This is a genomic window from Pseudoxanthomonas sp. SE1 (genome assembly GCF_029542205.1).
Lineage (GTDB): Bacteria > Pseudomonadota > Gammaproteobacteria > Xanthomonadales > Xanthomonadaceae > Pseudoxanthomonas_A.
In genome coordinates, this window is the sequence record NZ_CP113783.1 from 287,423 (window position 1) to 303,317 (window position 15,895).

At 67.6% G+C, this 15,895-nt stretch carries 16 protein-coding genes; 9 read left to right on the forward strand and 7 right to left on the reverse strand.

Going from position 1 to position 15,895, the window contains the following annotated elements; genetic code table 11:
- Positions 1–26 precede the first annotated feature (26 nt).
- The 3 genes from OY559_RS01365 to OY559_RS01375 all read left to right on the forward strand — a co-directional run bounded on the left by OY559_RS01365 (position 27) and on the right by OY559_RS01375 (position 2,484).
- Positions 27–1,136 (forward strand): S-(hydroxymethyl)glutathione dehydrogenase/class III alcohol dehydrogenase, encoded by a 1,110-nt coding sequence (locus OY559_RS01365; RefSeq protein ID WP_277728344.1) that lies wholly within the window; start codon positions 27–29, stop codon positions 1,134–1,136.
- 179 nt (positions 1,137–1,315) lie between these two features.
- On the forward strand, positions 1,316–2,152 hold the full coding sequence (gene fghA / locus OY559_RS01370) for an S-formylglutathione hydrolase (RefSeq protein ID WP_277728346.1): 837 nt from the start codon (positions 1,316–1,318) through the stop codon (positions 2,150–2,152).
- On the forward strand, positions 2,149–2,484 hold the full coding sequence (locus OY559_RS01375; protein WP_277728348.1) for a putative quinol monooxygenase: 336 nt from the start codon (positions 2,149–2,151) through the stop codon (positions 2,482–2,484). The genes fghA and OY559_RS01375 overlap by 4 nt, the downstream gene beginning before the upstream one ends.
- A 139-nt stretch (positions 2,485–2,623) precedes the next feature.
- Here OY559_RS01375 and OY559_RS01380 read toward each other — a convergent pair whose 3' ends face one another.
- From OY559_RS01380 to OY559_RS01390, 3 genes are read right to left on the reverse strand one after another with little or no spacing between them, the layout of a single operon-like run.
- Positions 2,624–3,319, reverse strand: a complete 696-nt coding sequence (locus OY559_RS01380) for a Dph6-related ATP pyrophosphatase (protein WP_277728350.1) — start codon at positions 3,317–3,319, stop codon at positions 2,624–2,626.
- Between the two features lie 30 nt (positions 3,320–3,349).
- Positions 3,350–3,694, reverse strand: coding sequence for a hypothetical protein (locus OY559_RS01385; RefSeq protein ID WP_142123079.1), 345 nt, complete (start codon positions 3,692–3,694; stop codon positions 3,350–3,352).
- Positions 3,695–3,749: 55 nt separating this feature from the next.
- Positions 3,750–4,697, reverse strand: coding sequence for a DegV family protein (locus OY559_RS01390; RefSeq protein WP_277728352.1), 948 nt, complete (start codon positions 4,695–4,697; stop codon positions 3,750–3,752).
- Between the two features lie 266 nt (positions 4,698–4,963).
- Here OY559_RS01390 and OY559_RS01395 point away from each other — a divergent pair, with 266 nt between their 5' ends.
- A complete protein-coding gene (locus OY559_RS01395) occupies positions 4,964–6,646 on the forward strand; it encodes a sensor domain-containing diguanylate cyclase (protein ID WP_277728354.1) in 1,683 nt (560 codons plus the stop codon).
- A gap of 16 nt (positions 6,647–6,662) precedes the next feature.
- Here OY559_RS01395 and OY559_RS01400 read toward each other — a convergent pair whose 3' ends face one another.
- The gene (locus OY559_RS01400) at positions 6,663–8,000 is read right to left on the reverse strand and encodes an amidohydrolase family protein (RefSeq protein ID WP_277728355.1); all 1,338 of its coding nucleotides are present in this window, start codon (positions 7,998–8,000) and stop codon (positions 6,663–6,665) included.
- Positions 8,001–8,050: 50 nt separating this feature from the next.
- Positions 8,051–9,472: an amidohydrolase gene (locus OY559_RS01405; RefSeq protein ID WP_277728356.1), complete on the reverse strand. Its 1,422-nt coding sequence runs from the start codon at positions 9,470–9,472 to the stop codon at positions 8,051–8,053.
- A gap of 113 nt (positions 9,473–9,585) precedes the next feature.
- Here OY559_RS01405 and OY559_RS01410 point away from each other — a divergent pair, with 113 nt between their 5' ends.
- From OY559_RS01410 to OY559_RS01425, 4 genes are read left to right on the forward strand one after another with little or no spacing between them, the layout of a single operon-like run.
- Positions 9,586–10,362 carry an AMP nucleosidase gene (locus OY559_RS01410; RefSeq protein WP_277728358.1) on the forward strand — a complete coding sequence of 259 codons (777 nt, stop codon included), beginning with the start codon at positions 9,586–9,588 and terminating at the stop codon, positions 10,360–10,362.
- Positions 10,355–11,683, forward strand: a complete 1,329-nt coding sequence (locus OY559_RS01415) for a hypothetical protein (RefSeq protein WP_277728359.1) — start codon at positions 10,355–10,357, stop codon at positions 11,681–11,683. Before OY559_RS01410 ends, OY559_RS01415 begins: the two co-directional genes overlap by 8 nt.
- Positions 11,684–11,741: 58 nt before the next feature.
- Positions 11,742–12,215: a hypothetical protein gene (locus tag OY559_RS01420; RefSeq protein WP_277728361.1), complete on the forward strand. Its 474-nt coding sequence runs from the start codon at positions 11,742–11,744 to the stop codon at positions 12,213–12,215.
- Positions 12,212–12,760: a DUF924 family protein gene (locus OY559_RS01425; RefSeq protein ID WP_277728363.1), complete on the forward strand. Its 549-nt coding sequence runs from the start codon at positions 12,212–12,214 to the stop codon at positions 12,758–12,760. The genes OY559_RS01420 and OY559_RS01425 overlap by 4 nt, the downstream gene beginning before the upstream one ends.
- A gap of 172 nt (positions 12,761–12,932) precedes the next feature.
- Here the strand turns inward: OY559_RS01425 and grxD are convergent, their stop codons facing one another.
- Positions 12,933–13,862 carry a Grx4 family monothiol glutaredoxin gene (gene grxD / locus OY559_RS01430; protein WP_277728365.1) on the reverse strand — a complete coding sequence of 310 codons (930 nt, stop codon included), beginning with the start codon at positions 13,860–13,862 and terminating at the stop codon, positions 12,933–12,935.
- Between the two features lie 51 nt (positions 13,863–13,913).
- Here grxD and OY559_RS01435 point away from each other — a divergent pair, with 51 nt between their 5' ends.
- The gene (locus tag OY559_RS01435; protein WP_277728367.1) at positions 13,914–14,738 is read left to right on the forward strand and encodes a polysaccharide deacetylase family protein; all 825 of its coding nucleotides are present in this window, start codon (positions 13,914–13,916) and stop codon (positions 14,736–14,738) included.
- Between the two features lie 340 nt (positions 14,739–15,078).
- Here OY559_RS01435 and OY559_RS01440 read toward each other — a convergent pair whose 3' ends face one another.
- Complete coding sequence (locus OY559_RS01440) at positions 15,079–15,726, reverse strand: SGNH/GDSL hydrolase family protein (protein ID WP_277728369.1); 648 nt, start codon at positions 15,724–15,726, stop codon at positions 15,079–15,081.
- Positions 15,727–15,895 lie beyond the last annotated feature (169 nt).

The following is a 15,895-nucleotide window of genomic DNA, read 5'->3' on the forward strand; positions in this document are numbered from 1 at the left end:
ATCCCCCTTCCCGCAGGAGTGCCGCCATGAAATCCCGTGCCGCCGTCGCCTTCGCCGCTGGCGAACCGCTGAAGATCGTCGAGATCGACATCGCCCCGCCGCAGAAGGGCGAGGTGCTGGTGAAGATCACCCACACCGGCGTCTGCCACACCGACGCGTTCACGCTGTCCGGCGATGATCCGGAAGGCCTGTTTCCCGTCGTGCTGGGCCACGAAGGCGCTGGCATCGTGGTCGAGGTCGGCGAAGGCGTGACCAGCGTGAAGCCGGGCGACCACGTGATTCCGCTGTACACCGCCGAGTGCGGCGAGTGCCTGTTCTGCACGAGCGGCAAGACCAACCTCTGCACCTCGGTGCGCGCGACCCAGGGCAAGGGCGTGATGCCGGACGGCACCTCGCGCTTCTCGTACGAAGGCCAACCGCTGTACCACTACATGGGCTGCTCGACCTTCAGCGAGTACACCGTCGTCGCCGAAGTCTCGCTGGCGAAGATCAACCCCGACGCGAATCCGGAACATGTCTGCCTGCTCGGCTGCGGCGTGACCACCGGCATCGGTGCCGTGCACAACACCGCCAAGGTGCAGGCCGGCGATTCGGTCGCCGTATTCGGCCTGGGTGGTATCGGCTTGGCGGTGATCCAGGGTGCGCGACAGGCGAAGGCCGGCCGCATCATCGCCATCGACACCAATCCGTCCAAGTTCGACATGGCCAAGCAGTTCGGCGCCACCGACTGCGTCAATCCCAAGGACTTCGACAAGCCGATCCAGCAGGTGATCGTCGAGATGACGGGTTGGGGCGTGGACCATTCGTTCGAATGCATCGGCAACGTCAACGTGATGCGTGCCGCGCTGGAATGCGCGCATCGTGGCTGGGGCCAGAGCGTGATCATCGGCGTCGCCGGTGCCGGCCAGGAGATTTCCACGCGTCCGTTCCAACTGGTGACGGGTCGCAAATGGATGGGCACGGCGTTCGGCGGCGTGAAGGGCCGCTCGCAGCTGCCGGGCATGGTCGAGGATGCGATGAAGGGCGACATCGAACTCGCGCCATTCGTCACGCATACGATGCCGCTGGACGACATCAACGACGCCTTCGACCTCATGCATGAAGGCAAGTCGATCCGCAGCGTGGTGCATTACTGATGTTCAAGCCCCTCTCCCGCCGGGAGAGGGGTTGGGGTGAGGGTGCGGCGACATCCGGATGGTCGGACGCTGCGCTTCTTGCCGCATCCGCATCCGGTAGCCTACCCCGCTTCGCCGAACCCTCATCCGGCGCTTCGCGCCACCTTCTCCCGGAGGGAGAAGGAAAACCGGGAATCACCATGACACTCGAACGCATCGAACACCGCGCCTGCTTCGGCGGCTGGCAGGACGTCTACCGCCATCGCTCTGCCGTACTCGGTTGCGACATGACGGTCGGCGTCTACTTTCCGCCACAGGCCGAGCACGGGCCGTGCCCGGTGCTTTACTGGCTCAGCGGCCTGACCTGCACCGAGCAGAACTTCATCACCAAGGCCGGCGCGCAGCGGTACGCCGCCGAGCACGGCATCATCCTGGTGGCACCGGACACCAGTCCGCGCGGCGACGGCGTGGCCGATGCCGACGGCTACGACCTGGGCAAGGGCGCGGGCTTCTACGTCAACGCGACGCAGGTGCCGTGGGCCCCGCACTACCGCATGTACGACTACATCGTCGACGAACTGCCGGCCTGGGTCGAAGCCGATCCGGCGGCGAGCGATCGACGCGCGATCAGCGGGCATTCGATGGGCGGGCATGGCGCATTGACCATCGCGTTGAAGAACCCCGGCCGCTACCGCAGCGTGTCGGCGTTCTCGCCGATCGTCGCGCCCTCGCAGGTGCCGTGGGGCGAGAAGGCATTCGCCGCCTATCTCGGCGAAGACCGTGCGGCGTGGACGGCGCACGACGCCGTCGCACTGGTCGCGGGCGCACAGGAACGGCTGCCGCTGCTGGTCGACCAGGGCGATGCGGATGAATTCCTGCACACGCAGCTGAAGCCGGAACTGCTGCGGGCCGCCGCCGAAGCCGCCGGCCATCCGCTGACGCTGCGCCTGCAACCCGGCTACGACCACAGCTACTACTTCATCGCCAGTTTCATCGGCGACCACATCGCACACCACGCCAAGGCCCTGTTCCGATGAGTCTCGACCACACTGCAGTGTCGTCCGTACCGCTGGTGTTCTACGTCCGTCTGCGCGTGAAGCCTGAGCGCGTCGACGAATGGCTGCGTGCGGTGCACGCTATCGTCGATGCGATGTCGAAGGAGGACACGTTCCTGTCGTGCGCACTGCATCGAGATGCCAACGATCCCACGCTGTTCACCCTCTATGAACGCTGGGCCGAACCCGACGTGGCCACCTTCCTCGAGCGGCAGGACAAACCCTACCGTCGCGACTACGAGGCGCGGTTGCCCGAGTTGCTGCAGGGACCGCGCGAACCGCAGGTACTCGTGCCGTTGGCCAGCTGGCCATAACCTGACTGGGTCGGCAGTGCGTAGTCGGTGACGTCGAACATCGTGCCGGCGGAGAGGCGCTGCATCGAAGGCGCGGGGCGGGCTCAAGCCCGCCGTCCCGTGGCCATCGGGTCACCGCGATGGTGGGCCAGGGCCCACCCTACGTGGGCGCGTCGGCGAGCGCGTAGTCGGTGAACGCGAAGCGCCCGTCACGCAGTTCGGTATCGCCCTTCGTCACTCCGAGGGGCGCGGTGAACATCGGGCCGGCCGAGACGCAGGTGTGGAACTCGCCGTTCTCGCCGCACGGGTCCACGCCCACCGGCAGTGCATCGAGCAGCGCGGCATCGAATGCACGCCCGGCGAATGAAGCATCGAGTTGTTGCGTGTCCACGCAGCACAGGTGCGCGCGCAGGCCACCGTCGATCATCTCGCGCGCAAGCGTCGCCGTGTCGCTGCCGAACAGTGGCGTCAGTACGTCCCAGCCGATGCGCGCCAGGTTCTGCACGCGGTATGCGCGGATGTCCTCCAGGAACAGGTCACCGAAGGCCATCGTGCGCAGCCCGGGCCAGCGCCGGGTGGCGTCCGCCAGCGCTTTCGTCATGGCGATTTCGTAGTCCTGGTTGGTGCAGGCCGCCGGAATCATGGCCTCGATCACGGGCAATCCGGTCGCATCCGCCTGTGCATGCAGGACGCTGCGCCGGATGCCCTGCATCGACACCCGGCCATACGCTTCCGTCACCGTGGTCAGCAGGCCGACGACGTCCACGTCGTTCCGCGTGCGCAGGACATGCAGCGTCCACGCCGCATCCTTGCCACCGCTCCAGGCCAGCAATGCAGGCGTGCGACGCACTGTCATCGGATGGTGGGTCCGCGCACAGGCCGCGCGCTACGCGGCCGAGACGTCGCGCAGTTCCCACGCATGGCCCGCCAGCAGCCGCAGGCGGTGCTTGAGGACCTGCCCCGGGATGGAAGAGGTCGCCACCAGCAGGATGCTGAGATCGTCCTGCTGGCCGCGCACCGTCGCGGCGTCGTCGGTGACACCAAGGCCGGGATCGACTTCATCGGGTTCTTCCTGGCGTGCACGCCAGCGCTCGAACAGGCTGCTGGTGCGCAGCGCGTGCTGCAACTGCGCGGCGAATTCGTCTGCGCCGTGGGCATCGAAACTGAAAGCCGGATCGCCGCCGCGTGCGCGGGCGGGATTGGGCAGACTGATGTAGTAACGGACCGCCATGGCGCCCCCGGTTCAAGCCAGGGGCATAGCGTAGCCCCGCCGCGTTAGGCCGTCGTTATGTCGCCTTGAACGGTGCGGGCGGCGCGGCGAAGGCGGCCACCACGGCGCCCTTGCCCACGTTGACCATGCCGGTCAGGCTCATGACGCTTTCGAACACCTCGACCTTGTTGTTCTCGCAGATGTCGCGCAGGCGCTGGTAGCCCGGCAGGGCGCGCAGTTCCGACAGTTCGCCGCCGTAGCTCAGGCAGACGGTGGGCGTCATCAGGCCGGCCATCACCCGGTTGCCGGTGAACTTGAACATCTGTTCCACGGCGTTATCGAAGCCCTTGATCTTCGCCACCGGCTCGGTGTTGCCGGCGTGGCCATACAGCACAGGCTTGATGTCCAGCGCGCTGCCCAGCGCGGCGCTGAGCAGGCCGACGCTGCGGTCGCCCTTGGTGCGGGCGCGGTTGCGCAGGTAGTACAGGTCGCGCGGGATCATGTAGCCGTGCGTGTTCTGCGCCAGTTCCTCCAGGCGCACGCGGATCTGCTGCACGTTGGCGCCGGCATCGCGCATGCGCACCGCTTCCACGGCGGTGATGCCCTGTGCGGCGAACAGGTTCTGCGTATCGATCACCCGCAACGCGAACGGCGAGTTGTGGCCCGCGGCCTGCCGCACCGGCTTGTAGTCGTTGAGGATGGCGAAGCTGGCCTGCATCGCGTTCTCGTGGATCGGCGAGCGCGTCTTGGTGATCGTCATGCAGAAGACGTGGTCGTAGTCGATCACCAGCCGGCCCAGGAACAGGTCGCGGATCTGGTTGACGGTGAACGGCGTGGTCTCCGCCTCATGCCCGCGCTCGGCCACGTGCGCGTGCAGGAAGCTCAGCGTCGCCTGTTCGTCGCGATGGTCTGCGAGTACGGCTTCGCCGATGCGCACCGTGATCGGCAGGATCACGATGTTGTGTTGTTCAAGGTATTCCAGCGGCAGGTCGCACGCCGAATCGACGACTATTCCAATGCGCATCTCAGCCCCTCCCGGCATCCATCGCATCTGCTCTTATCTCCGCAAAACTAGCGGACATCCACCGGCTCGTCGTCGCGTAAACGCGTGAAGTGTGAGTTGCGTCACCTTTTACGCCCCTGTGGCACAGGAAGAAACGTGGGCTGCGTCCGCCAACGGCTGAGGCGCGCGACCCATTGTTTATGTGATAGGTGTCACATAATTATCAGATTCTGGCTTGTCGGTGGCGGGGCCCGGCCCGACACTCGCCTTGAACGCGATGGGGCAACATGAAACAGGGGTGGTGGTCGCTACTGCTGCTTCTGGCCCTGCTGCCGACGATGGATGTGCGAGGGGAGAACATCGCGCGCATTGATCGCATCCAGCCACTGGCGCTGGAGCAGCAGGCCGGACAGCGCGCCGGATTGTTCTCGGAACGCCGCTTCGACGACGGTGGCGCGACCGTGCGCGTGATCGGCAACGGTGAATGGCGCGTGGAACCCGCGCCGGGCGTGCGTCAGCCACTGCTGGTGTTCTATCACCCCTATACCGCCCGCGTGACGGTGCTGGACGAAGCGGAGGGCACGCCACGCCGGCGCGATATCTTCAGCGCCGATCTCGATCCGCAGTACAGCCGGCGTGCGCTGGTGTTCCCCTTGCAGGGCGACGGCCCGGTGTACGTGAAGGTGGAGGACGCGCGTTATCCGCTGCGCGTGGCCGTGGAGTCCGGCCCGTCCTATGCCGTCGCCGACCTGTGGCACGTGCGGCTGGTGTTGCCCGCGATCGGCGTTGTGCTGGGTGTCTCGCTGGCGGTGCTGCTGTTCTGGGCCGTGCTGCGCGAGCGCGTCTACCTGCTCTATGCCGGCGCCATGCTGTTCCAGCTGTTGTACGCCTTGTGCTCGTATGGCGAAGCTTACGCATGGCCGGGCCTGTCCGTGCTGGCGCGCTTCGGTGCGCAGGGCATCTGGGGCACGGGCACGTTTGCGACCATCCTGCTCGTCTATCTGTGGCTCGACTACGCAGGCCTGCGCCAGGTCGCACCGCGCCTGGCATGGCTGATGCGCATCGTCGGCGCTTACGGCTGTGGCCTGACCCTGCTGCTGTTGCTGTCGCCGTGGCCTGCCGACAAGGCATGGTTCCCGGACATCGCCAACGCGCTTTTCCTGCTCACCAACGCCATCGCGCTGGCCACGCTGGTGGTGGCCTGGCGTCGCGGCCAGCGGCACGCGGCCTACGTGCTGATCGCATGGGTGCCGCTGCTGGTGTTCACCATGGCGCGCGCCCTGCGATTCAGTGCCGGCGAGCGCGCCGAGCCGTGGCTGGAATACGGCCTGCCCTGGGTGCTCGCCTTCACTGCCGTGGTGCTGGCGCTGGGCCTGGCCGACCGCATGCTGACCTTCCGCCGCGAGCGCGATCGCGCCAAGGCGCACGCCGAGCGCGACGGGCTGACGGGCGTGCTCAACCGGGGCGGCATCGAGCACCGCCTGGATTGGGCGCTGATCGAGCGGCAGCGCGAAGGCATCCCGGTCTCGCTGCTGTTCATCGACCTGGACCACTTCAAGCAGGTCAACGACCGTCACGGGCACGCCTTGGGCGATGCTTGCCTGCGTGCCGTGACGCGCGTGGTCAGCCAGCGCTTCCAGTACGGCGACCAGCTGGGCCGGCTGGGCGGCGAGGAATTCGTCCTGGTGCTGGCCGGCGTGGAGCTGCTGGCCGCGATCCGGTTCGGTGAAGAAGTCAGCGAGCGCATCCGTCGTGACTGTGCAAGCGTGGAAGGCGTACCCGTTGGCGTGACCGCCAGCATCGGCGCGGCGCAGGCACGCGACGGCGATACGGTGACCTCGCTGATTGCGCGTGCGGACCATGCCATGTACGCGGCCAAGCGCGCGGGCGGCGACCGCGTGGTGGGCGAAAACGCCCTCTCCGCCCCTTCATACAGCACGAAGGCGCCCGAAGGCGCCCCCGTGGAGTGATGCCGCGCAGCGTGGCCTACTTCGAATACGCGCGCGGCAGCGGGCCGGCCTGCTGCAGGTAGCGGTCACGCAGTTCGGTCTGGCGCGACTTCATCGGGATCGAACGGCCACCCAGCCACACCTGCTCGGCGGTGTGCGCCACATCGAGCGGATCGCCGCTCCACAACACCAGGTCGGCCAGCTTGCCCGGCGCGATGGTGCCCACACGATCGCCCACGCCGAACGCCTCCGCCGGCACGCGGGTCAGGCCGGCCAGCCCGTCTTCCCACGGCAGGCCGTTGGCCACCGCATTGCCCGCCAGCTGGCGGATCTTGCGCGCGTTGTGCGAAGCATCGCCGGCCTGCGAGAAGCTGACACCCACGCCTGCCGCGTCCAGCCGCGCCGCGTTCTCCAGCGTGGCGCCGATCTGGTCGAAGTCGGCCGGCAGGTCCGCAAGTGCATCGACGAACACCGGCACCTTCGCCTGCGCGAGTTGGGGCGCCAGCTTCCACGCCTCTGCACCACCGGCGATGGCGATCCGCACGTTCTCGCGCTGCGCCCAGCGCAGCAGCTGGCGGATGTCCGCCGCACGGTTCACCTGCACGACGATGCGGCCGTTGCCGGCGAGATAGCGCGCCAGCGTGGCGCGGCCGGCAGGCGTCAACAACGCATGCGGCGAATCCGCCGGCACGCGACCGCGCGCCTCGGCCACCATCTGGTCCAGCAGCATCCACTGCGCCGCGCGCGACTTGCCGCTCAGGTCCGTCGCACCGCCGCCCAGGCGCACGAACAGCGCACGCGGGCCGACCGGGTCGGCACTGCCGTCCAGCCGCACCACGCCACCCTGTCCGGCGATGAACGAGCCGCCCGTCGATGCCGCCAACACGGTGAAGCCGATGCCTTCCACGCGCGTCACCGGGATCACCACCGATGCCGGGTTGTAGGCCAGCGTCACGTCGAACTCCGGCCGCATCGGCTGATCGGTCAACGTCACGGCCGCATCGACCGTGGACGACTCGCCCGACACCTCTTCGAGACCGATCTCGGTGATGCCACCGAAAAACGCCGGCGTCAGCGGACGGCCATTGGCATCCACCACCGTCGCGCCAGCGGGCGCTGCGATGCCACTGCCGACCGACTGCACCACGCCGTTCCGCACCAGCACATCGGCATTCTTCAGTGTGCCCTGTGCCCCGGCGGTGTGCACGGTGGCGTTGCGGATCAGCACATCCTGGGCGAGGGCAGCGAAGGATGTGGACGCCAGTGCAGCCGTCAGCACCGCCACCCTCGCCGTCACCCCAGCGAATGCCGGGATCCATTCTGCTTTTGCTCTTGATGCTGCTCTTCCCTTCGATCCGAAGGGCAGGAGCCACATGGATCCCAGTGTTCGCTGGGATGACGGCGGAAAACTACGACGGACGGGACTCACGGCATCACCTCCTGGCCCAGCATGAAGTCCGACACCGGTTGCCGGCTGCGGTCGTTGCGGTCGTAGATGCGCGCGCCGTCGATGTAGACCTGCTCGGCCTTGGCGTACACGCTGAAGGGGTTCTGGTTCCACAGCACCACGTCGGCCATCTTGCCGGCCTCCAGCGTGCCGGTGCGCTCGGCGATGCCCAGCGACTTCGCGGCGTTGCTGGTCACCCAGCGGATCGCGCGCTCCGGCGCGATGTCGCCCATGCCGGCGCGGCGCGCGTTGGCCATCACCTTCGCCGCTTCCTGGTTCAACCGCTGGATGCCCTCGTCCGAATCCGAGTGCACGATGGCGCAGCTGTTGGCCGGACGATCCACCAGCGCGATGTTCTCCTGGATGCCGTCGAAGGCCTCCATCTTGAAGCCCCACCAGTCGGCCCACAGCGCGCCGCATACGCCGTCCTGCGCCAGCCGATCGGCCAGCTTGTAGGCCTCGACGCCGTGGTGGAACGCGGCGACCTTGAAGCCGAATTCCTTCGCCAGGTCCAGCATCGTGGTCATCTCGTCGGCGCGGTAGCAGTGGATGTGCACCAGGATCTCGCCGTTGATCGCGCCCGCCAGCGTGTCCAGCTTCAGGTCGCGCTTGCCGCCGCTGTCGCCGCTGCTGTCCGCCTTGTCGTCGCCGCTGGCGCGCTCCCACCAGCGCTTCTTCTTCGGCTGCTGCGGCTTGGGCGCGTTCTTCTTCAGATACTCGCTGGCGTCGATGAAGGCCGCGCGGTAGCCGGCCACGTTGCCCATGCGCGTGGCCGGGCCGGCCTTGCCGCCGTACACGCGCTTGGGGTTCTCGCCGCAGGCCATCTTCAGGCCCCACGGCGCGCCCGGGAACTTCATGCCCTGGTAGCTGGTGGACGGCACGTTCTTCAGCGTCACCCCGCGGCCGCCGACCAGGTTGGCCGAGCCGGGCAGGATCTGCAGCGACGTCACGCCGCCGGCGAGTGCGGTGTGGAAGCCCGGGTCCTGCGCCCAGATCGAATGCTCGGCCCACACGTTCGCCGTCACAGGTGCCGTCATCTCGTTGCCGTCGCTGTGTGCCTTCACGCCCGGGCTGGGATACACGCCCAGGTGCGAATGCACGTCGATCAGGCCCGGCGTTATCCACTTGCCCGTCGCGTCGACGCGCGTGGTGCCTTCCGGTGCGGACAGGCCACGGCCGACCGCCGCCACCTTCCCATCGGCCAGCAGCACGTCCGCACCGTCCAGGCGCTCGCCAGTGCCGGTCAGCACGGTCGCGTTGGCCAGCAGCACGGGCCCGGAACCGATCGCGCGGTAGGTGCTGGGGTAGGGGTCCTGGGTGAAGCGGGAGGCGGGCGTGGCGGCATGCGCGCCGCTGCCCAACGCAGCCAGGACCAGCCCGGCCAACAAGGTCATTCGCATGGTGTATCCCCTGGAAGAGAAGCGAAACCTAACCGGCCCGGGCGCACTCTGCCAAGTGCGCGCGTCGCAGTCGTGCCAGAATCGCCGCAAACAACAAGAAGAAGAGGAACCCCATGAAAGACAAGAGCGAAATCGTCGAAAACTGGCTGCCGCGCTACACCGGCGTGCCGCTGGACCAGTTCGGCGAGCATGTGCTGCTGACCAACTTCGGCGGCTACCTCAATGTGTTCTCGCAGCTCACCGGCGCGCCCATCGTCGGCCTGGACCGGCCGATGGCCAGCGCCACCGCCGACGGCATCACCATGATCAACTTCGGCATGGGCAGCCCCAATGCCGCGACGATGATGGACCTGCTGTCGGCCACCATGCCCAAGGCGGTGCTGTTCCTGGGCAAGTGCGGCGGCCTGAAGCGCAAGAACCAGCTGGGCGACCTGGTGCTGCCCATCGCGGCCATCCGCGGCGAAGGCACGAGCAACGATTACCTGCTGCCGGAAGTGCCGGCGCTGCCGGCGTTCGCATTGCAGCGTGCGGTCTCCACGATGATCCGCGACCTCGGCCACGACTACTGGACCGGCACGGTGTACACCACCAATCGCCGTGTGTGGGAACACGACGTCGCCTTCAAGGAACGCCTGCGCGCGATGCGTTGCATGGCCATCGACATGGAAACCGCCACCGTCTTCGCCGCCGGCTTCGCCAACCGCATCCCCTGCGGCGCGCTGCTGCTGGTCAGCGACCAGCCGATGATCCCCGAAGGCGTGAAGACCGAAGCCAGCGATGCCAAGGTCAGCTCGTCATTCGTCGAGAACCACATCACCGTGGGCATCGAAGCGCTGAAGCTGATCCGGCGGAATGGCAAGTCGGTGCGGCATTTGCGGTTTGATGAGTGACGGGATGGTCGCGGCGATGCGCGTGCCGTCTGTTTCGTTGACGATGATGCTCGCCGGCACCATCGCACTTGCCGGGTGCGCATCGCTCCGGCACGACAGCACAGTACCGCCCGACATCGAAATCAGCGCCATAGCCGTCGATGCGGCATCCGGCAGCGGCACGGTAGTCGTCACCAATCATGCTCGAAGGCGCGTACTGATACGCACCAATGACCTGGTATGGCAGGGTGACGCGACGATCCGGCGCGTGCCACGACCGAACCTGGATTTCGGCGACGACGCCATCGTGCTGACGCACGATGCGCGCCTTGGTGCGGGGGAATCGCGCGAGTACATGGTCACGCCCGCGATGGGTGCATTGCGCCGCGATCATCCCGCCGTCCATGTGTGCTGGGACAACCGGAACTGGACATGCGAGGACTACTGGCTGGTGCCCGCCAAGGCGTCGTGGAGCACCCTGATCGGGAACGACCGCCCGCTGACGTGGATCACAGCAGTCCACGCCCGTCTCCAGGAGGTGGAGAAGCAGACGGCAGACGATGCCCGCGAGCGCGCACGGCAAATGGCGGAGACTTTCGATCGCGATCTCGCGGCCGTCTACGCGCCAGCGCGACTGGCAACCGCGACCGACGAGGAGGTGGAACAACTGTTCCAGGCCGCCAACCGGGTGGTCTTCTATGCCCACGAGCCGCGCCATGCAACGCTGCTTGCGCACACGGCCGACATGCTGGAGACGCGCTCGTTGCTGACCGACAAGCACCGCCGCGACCTCTACCGCGGCTGGGTGGTGACGCGGCGCTTCGAGCAGGCCAATGCGCTGGCGCGTGCGCATCCCGCGCTGCAACTGCCGGTGTTGCCGCCCGTCCCCATGGCCGGTAGTGCTGCCGCCGGGCAGGTCGTGGTGTGGCGACCGGCAGACGATGCCGAAACGCTGTCGGCGCAGACCGTCGACCTGGACGCGCCAACGCGGGTGGTCGTGCTGTCGCATCCACGCTGTGGATTCTCGCAGCGCGCCATCGCCGCGATCGAAGCCGATCCCGCACTGTCCGCACGGTTGCATGACGCCTTGTGGCTGGCGCCACCCAATGGCTCGCTTGACCTGGCCGACGTACAGGCGTGGAACCGCGTGCATCCTGGCGCCCGATTGAGTTATGCGGTGGCCATGCACGACTGGCCGCAGTTCGACAGCTGGGCGACACCGGTGTTCTATTTCATGCGCGAAGGACGCGTCGTCGCGACCGTCACGGGTTGGCCGAAGGAAGGCCGTGCACGTGAGCTTCATCAGGCCTTCGCTCAGATGGACGCCCTGGAAGATCCCTGAAGAGACAAGCGCGGAGGACAGCATCATGTGCAAGCGATGGTTAGGAGTGGCGTTGGCGATGTCACTGGCAGGCGTGGCCGCGGCGGCCGAGTCGCCCGCCGACACCGAAGCCCGCAACGCCGCCGCCGGATTCGCCATCACCACCAGCCTCACGTTGCTGGAAGCGCTGGGCCAGCAGTGCGGCACGTACGAAGGCGAGACCGGCAGCCAGGCGCGGGCCGCGCTGCAGGGCTGGCAGCAGCGCAATCACCGCTACCTGGAGCCCTCACTGCAGCGCGTGCTGATGCTGACCGATGCCGTCACGGCGGCCGGGGGAGAAGCGGAAGGCAAGGCGTTCGCCGATGCACGCAGGGCGGAGTTCACCGGTGCCGCGCGCAAGGCGCTGCTGGAGATGTTTCCCGACGGTGGGGTGACCCAGGCGGCGTGTGCGCGTATCGCGGCGGCCACCGGGGAAGGCGCCTACGACTACCGCCAGCACGCCGAATTCTTTGCGACACTGCAAGTCATGCAGCAAGGGAGCAAAGCGAAATGACCCCCGACATGCCGTCGCAGGACGTCATCACCTTCTGGAAGAACGCCGGCTACGAGAAATGGTTCTCGCGCGACGATACGTTCGACGCCGAGTTCGACCAGCGTTTCCGCGGGCTGCATTTCCGCGCGGCGCGACGGGAGCTGGAAGGCTGGATGGGCGATGCCGAAGGCGCGCTGGCGCTGGTGCTGCTGCTGGACCAGTTCCCGCGCAACTGCTTCCGGCAGAGTGCGCATTCCTACGCCACCGACGGCCTGGCGCGGCACTACGCCGACCGTGCCGTCGGGGCCGGCTTCGACACCCAGGTCGATCCCGCGCTGAAGATCTTCTTCTACATGCCGTTCGAGCACTCGGAATCGCTCGATGACCAGCAGCGGTCGCTCGACCTGTTCCGCGCCCATGGCAACGACGAGTACATGAAGTACGCGCAGCTGCACTACGACCTGATCGCACGGTTCGGCCGTTTCCCGCACCGCAACGAGGCGATGGGGCGCACATCGACGCAGGAAGAGCGTGACTACCTGGCGACGGGTGGGTTCGCCGGGTGACGTAGGGTGGGCCCCGGCCCACCGTCGCGACGCAGCGTGACAGCATGACCCTGCCAAGGTTTTGACCTTCCGTGGTGGTGGGCCGGGGCCCACCCTACAGGGTCGCTCCCCTACATTTCCCACGAAAAAGGCGGGCCGAAGCCCGCCTTTTCTGTGTCTGCGAAGACGCCGCTCAGTACTTGCTGAGCGTGCCGTCCACGTCGTCGGCCCACGCGTTGATGCCGCCGGTGATGTTGCTGACGTTGGCGAAGCCGAGGGCACGGAATTCTTCAGCAGCCTGCTGGCTGCGGCCACCGCTGCGGCACAGGAACGCGATGGCCGTGTCCTTCGGCAACGCTTCCAGCTCGGCGCGGCCGTTGCCGTCGAAAGTCTTGAACGGCAGCTTCACCGAGGCGATGGCGCGTTCGTCGGCCGGGCGGACATCGACCAGCAGCACTTCGCTGGCGCGGACCTTCGCATCGGCGTCCATCGGCGACAGTGCCTGCACCGGCTTGGGCGCGTTGGGGTTGTCGATGGCCAGGCCCTTGCCGCGGATGTCGTCCACCCAGTCGATGGTGATGCCGTCGGCGCGGCGCGCGCTGGCCAGGTCGAATTGAACGCGCACGCCGTTGGATTCGCTGGCGATGGCGTTGGCGTCGAACTGCGCCAGCTGGAAGTTCGGCTGGAATTGCGCATTGATCGACAGCGCCAGCGCGGCGCCCGGGCCGGCGTCGGCCACCGCGTTCTGCAGCATCTCGGCGGCGGCCGCGGTGATGGTGATCGCCGGAGGCGTGCGGTCGGGGGCCTGCAGGCCCAGCACGGTGGCCAATTCGCCGGAGTTGGTCATCTGCTCGATGATGTCGCTGCCGCCGACCAGTTCGCCGTCGATGTACAGCTGCGGGATGGTCGGCCAGTCGCCGTAGACCTTGATGCCTTCGCGGATCTCCTGGTCGGCCAGCACGTTGACGTGGGCATAGTCCACGCCCAGCGCCGACAGCGCGCCCACCGCCTTGGCCGAGAAGCCGCACTGCGGCATGGTCGGCTGGCCCTTCATGAACAGCACCACGCGGTTGGACTGCAGGAGGGATTCGATGCGCGAGCGCAGGGCGGGATCAAGGGACATGGACAGGCACCGGTAAGCGTGAAGGACGAGCGGAAGGGGATTTTACGCCCCGTGGCATCATGGGGCATGACCACGCCGGGAACACTGCATCGTCCGCCACGCCGTCCCGGCCTGATATTGGGCCTGCTGGCGCTGTCGCAAGTGGGCGTGGCCTGGCTGTGGTGGCGCTTCGGCTGGACCGCCGGCCTGCCCGCGATGCTGGCGACGCACCTGCTGGTGGTCTGGGCCACCCTTTACCCGCGTGCCACCCTCTTCTGCCCCGCGCTGTCGCGACTGCCCACACATGCGCGCGTGGTGTGGCTGACCATCGATGACGGTCCCTCCATCGACACCCCCGCTCTGCTGGACTTGCTGGACAGGCACGGCGCGAAGGCGACCTTCTTCGTGGTGGGTGAGCGCGCGTTGGCGCAGCCGGCGATGGTGCAGGCCATCCGCGACCGTGGCCACGGGATCGGCAACCACAGTGCCACGCATCCGGACACACGGTTCTGGCGGCTGGGGCCGGGCGCGCTGGAGTATGAGATCGGCCAGAACCAGTCCATCCTGACTGCGATCACCGGCGACACGCCGCGCTGGTACCGCAGCGTGGTGGGCATGACCAACCCCTTCGTCGGCCTGTCGCTGAAGCGCCACGGCCTGGCGAGGGTGGCGTGGAGTGCACGGGGTTTCGATGGCGTCGATTGCCAGCTGGAGCAGGTGCTGGCGCGCATCACCCGCGACATCCAACCCGGCGCCATCGTGTTGCTGCACGAAGGCGCGGCGCACGGCCACAACGTGGCGATCCTGGCGCGGCTGCTGGCATGGCTGGATGCGGAGGGCTATCGCGCTGTGTTGCCGGAATCGGATGCGCGGCCGCTGGTAGCCGCCGCCGCGTAGCGTGCGCTGTGCGCACGACGCATGGATCTGTCGCCACGCGTCGTGGGCATGGCGAACGCTACGCTGGCGACCGCGCAGCCGGTGGGTCTGAATCCTTCTCCCTCCGGGAGAAGGTGACGCCCAGCGTCGGATGAGGGTCGGCGATGCAGGAAACTGCCCGATGCTCCGACCCTCACCCCAACCCCTCTCCCGGCGGGAGAGGGGCTCTGATCGAGACCGCTTGAATCCTTCTCCCTCCGGGAGAAGGTGGCGCGCAGCGCCGGATGAGGGTGTGCGGGCCGCCGAACCATCGCCACTCCGCCGACCCTCACCCCAACCCCTCTCCCGGTGGGAGAGGGGCTCAGGCCAGCAGGTGATGCGCGACGGGAAATGCCAGCCGCGTCCATTCGGTGTACATCGCGGCCGAAGGATGCAGGCCGTCCTCGGCGACCATCGCCGCTTCGCTGCCGCGCGCGCGGCTGATGGCCGTGATGTCGACGAACGCGACACCGCGCTGCGCGCAGGCCTCGCGCGCGGCGAGGTTGTAAGCATCCAGCTCGCGCGCGATCTGCGCGACATCGCGGCCGGATTGTGCGGCGAACGGGGTGACGCCCCAGTCGGGGATGGACAGCACCAGCACGCGGTCGGGGCGGTTGCGGGCGAAGCCGATGGCGCGCCACAGCAGCGCAGCGAACTGCGTGCGGTACTCCTCAACGTCCCGCCCGCGGTACTGGTTGTTGACGCCGATCAGCAGGCTGACGAAGTCGTGCTCGCCCAGCGGCTCGGCCGCGGTGATCGCGGCGTCCAGTTCGTCGGTGGTCCAGCCGGTGGTGGCGATGATGCGCGGATCGCCGAGCAGTACGCCTTCCATGCGCAGCAGGCGCGCCAGCTGCATCGGCCAGCGGCCGGCTTCGTCCACCGCTTCGCCGATGGTGTAGGAGTCGCCAAGCGCGAGGTAGCGCAGCTCGGTGGTGAGGGCGGTGGTGTGGGGGGCGGAGATCGTCGTCATGGGCGCATGATGCGCTCATCCGGCCTGTTGTAGGAGCGACGTGAGTCGCGACCGTGAGCTCGGGCCGCCAGCGCAACATCGATCATCCGGAGCGAGAAACCGCGGTTCTCGCCCGAGCAGGTATCAACGGTTGCGGCGTGGCGTGCGGTCGCGACTCACGTCGCTCCTA

Coding starts and splice junctions, on each gene's coding strand:
- OY559_RS01365 (WP_277728344.1), top strand. CDS start 27: ATGAAATCCCGTGCCGCCGTCGCCTTCGCCGCTGGCGAACCGCTGAAG.
- fghA (WP_277728346.1), top strand. CDS start 1,316: ATGACACTCGAACGCATCGAACACCGCGCCTGCTTCGGCGGCTGGCAG.
- OY559_RS01375 (WP_277728348.1), top strand. CDS start 2,149: ATGAGTCTCGACCACACTGCAGTGTCGTCCGTACCGCTGGTGTTCTAC.
- OY559_RS01380 (WP_277728350.1), bottom strand. CDS start 3,319: ATGACAGTGCGTCGCACGCCTGCATTGCTGGCCTGGAGCGGTGGCAAG.
- OY559_RS01385 (WP_142123079.1), bottom strand. CDS start 3,694: ATGGCGGTCCGTTACTACATCAGTCTGCCCAATCCCGCCCGCGCACGC.
- OY559_RS01390 (WP_277728352.1), bottom strand. CDS start 4,697: ATGCGCATTGGAATAGTCGTCGATTCGGCGTGCGACCTGCCGCTGGAA.
- OY559_RS01395 (WP_277728354.1), top strand. CDS start 4,964: ATGAAACAGGGGTGGTGGTCGCTACTGCTGCTTCTGGCCCTGCTGCCG.
- OY559_RS01400 (WP_277728355.1), bottom strand. CDS start 8,000: ATGTGGCTCCTGCCCTTCGGATCGAAGGGAAGAGCAGCATCAAGAGCA.
- OY559_RS01405 (WP_277728356.1), bottom strand. CDS start 9,472: ATGCGAATGACCTTGTTGGCCGGGCTGGTCCTGGCTGCGTTGGGCAGC.
- OY559_RS01410 (WP_277728358.1), top strand. CDS start 9,586: ATGAAAGACAAGAGCGAAATCGTCGAAAACTGGCTGCCGCGCTACACC.
- OY559_RS01415 (WP_277728359.1), top strand. CDS start 10,355: ATGAGTGACGGGATGGTCGCGGCGATGCGCGTGCCGTCTGTTTCGTTG.
- OY559_RS01420 (WP_277728361.1), top strand. CDS start 11,742: ATGTCACTGGCAGGCGTGGCCGCGGCGGCCGAGTCGCCCGCCGACACC.
- OY559_RS01425 (WP_277728363.1), top strand. CDS start 12,212: ATGACCCCCGACATGCCGTCGCAGGACGTCATCACCTTCTGGAAGAAC.
- grxD (WP_277728365.1), bottom strand. CDS start 13,862: ATGTCCCTTGATCCCGCCCTGCGCTCGCGCATCGAATCCCTCCTGCAG.
- OY559_RS01440 (WP_277728369.1), bottom strand. CDS start 15,726: ATGACGACGATCTCCGCCCCCCACACCACCGCCCTCACCACCGAGCTG.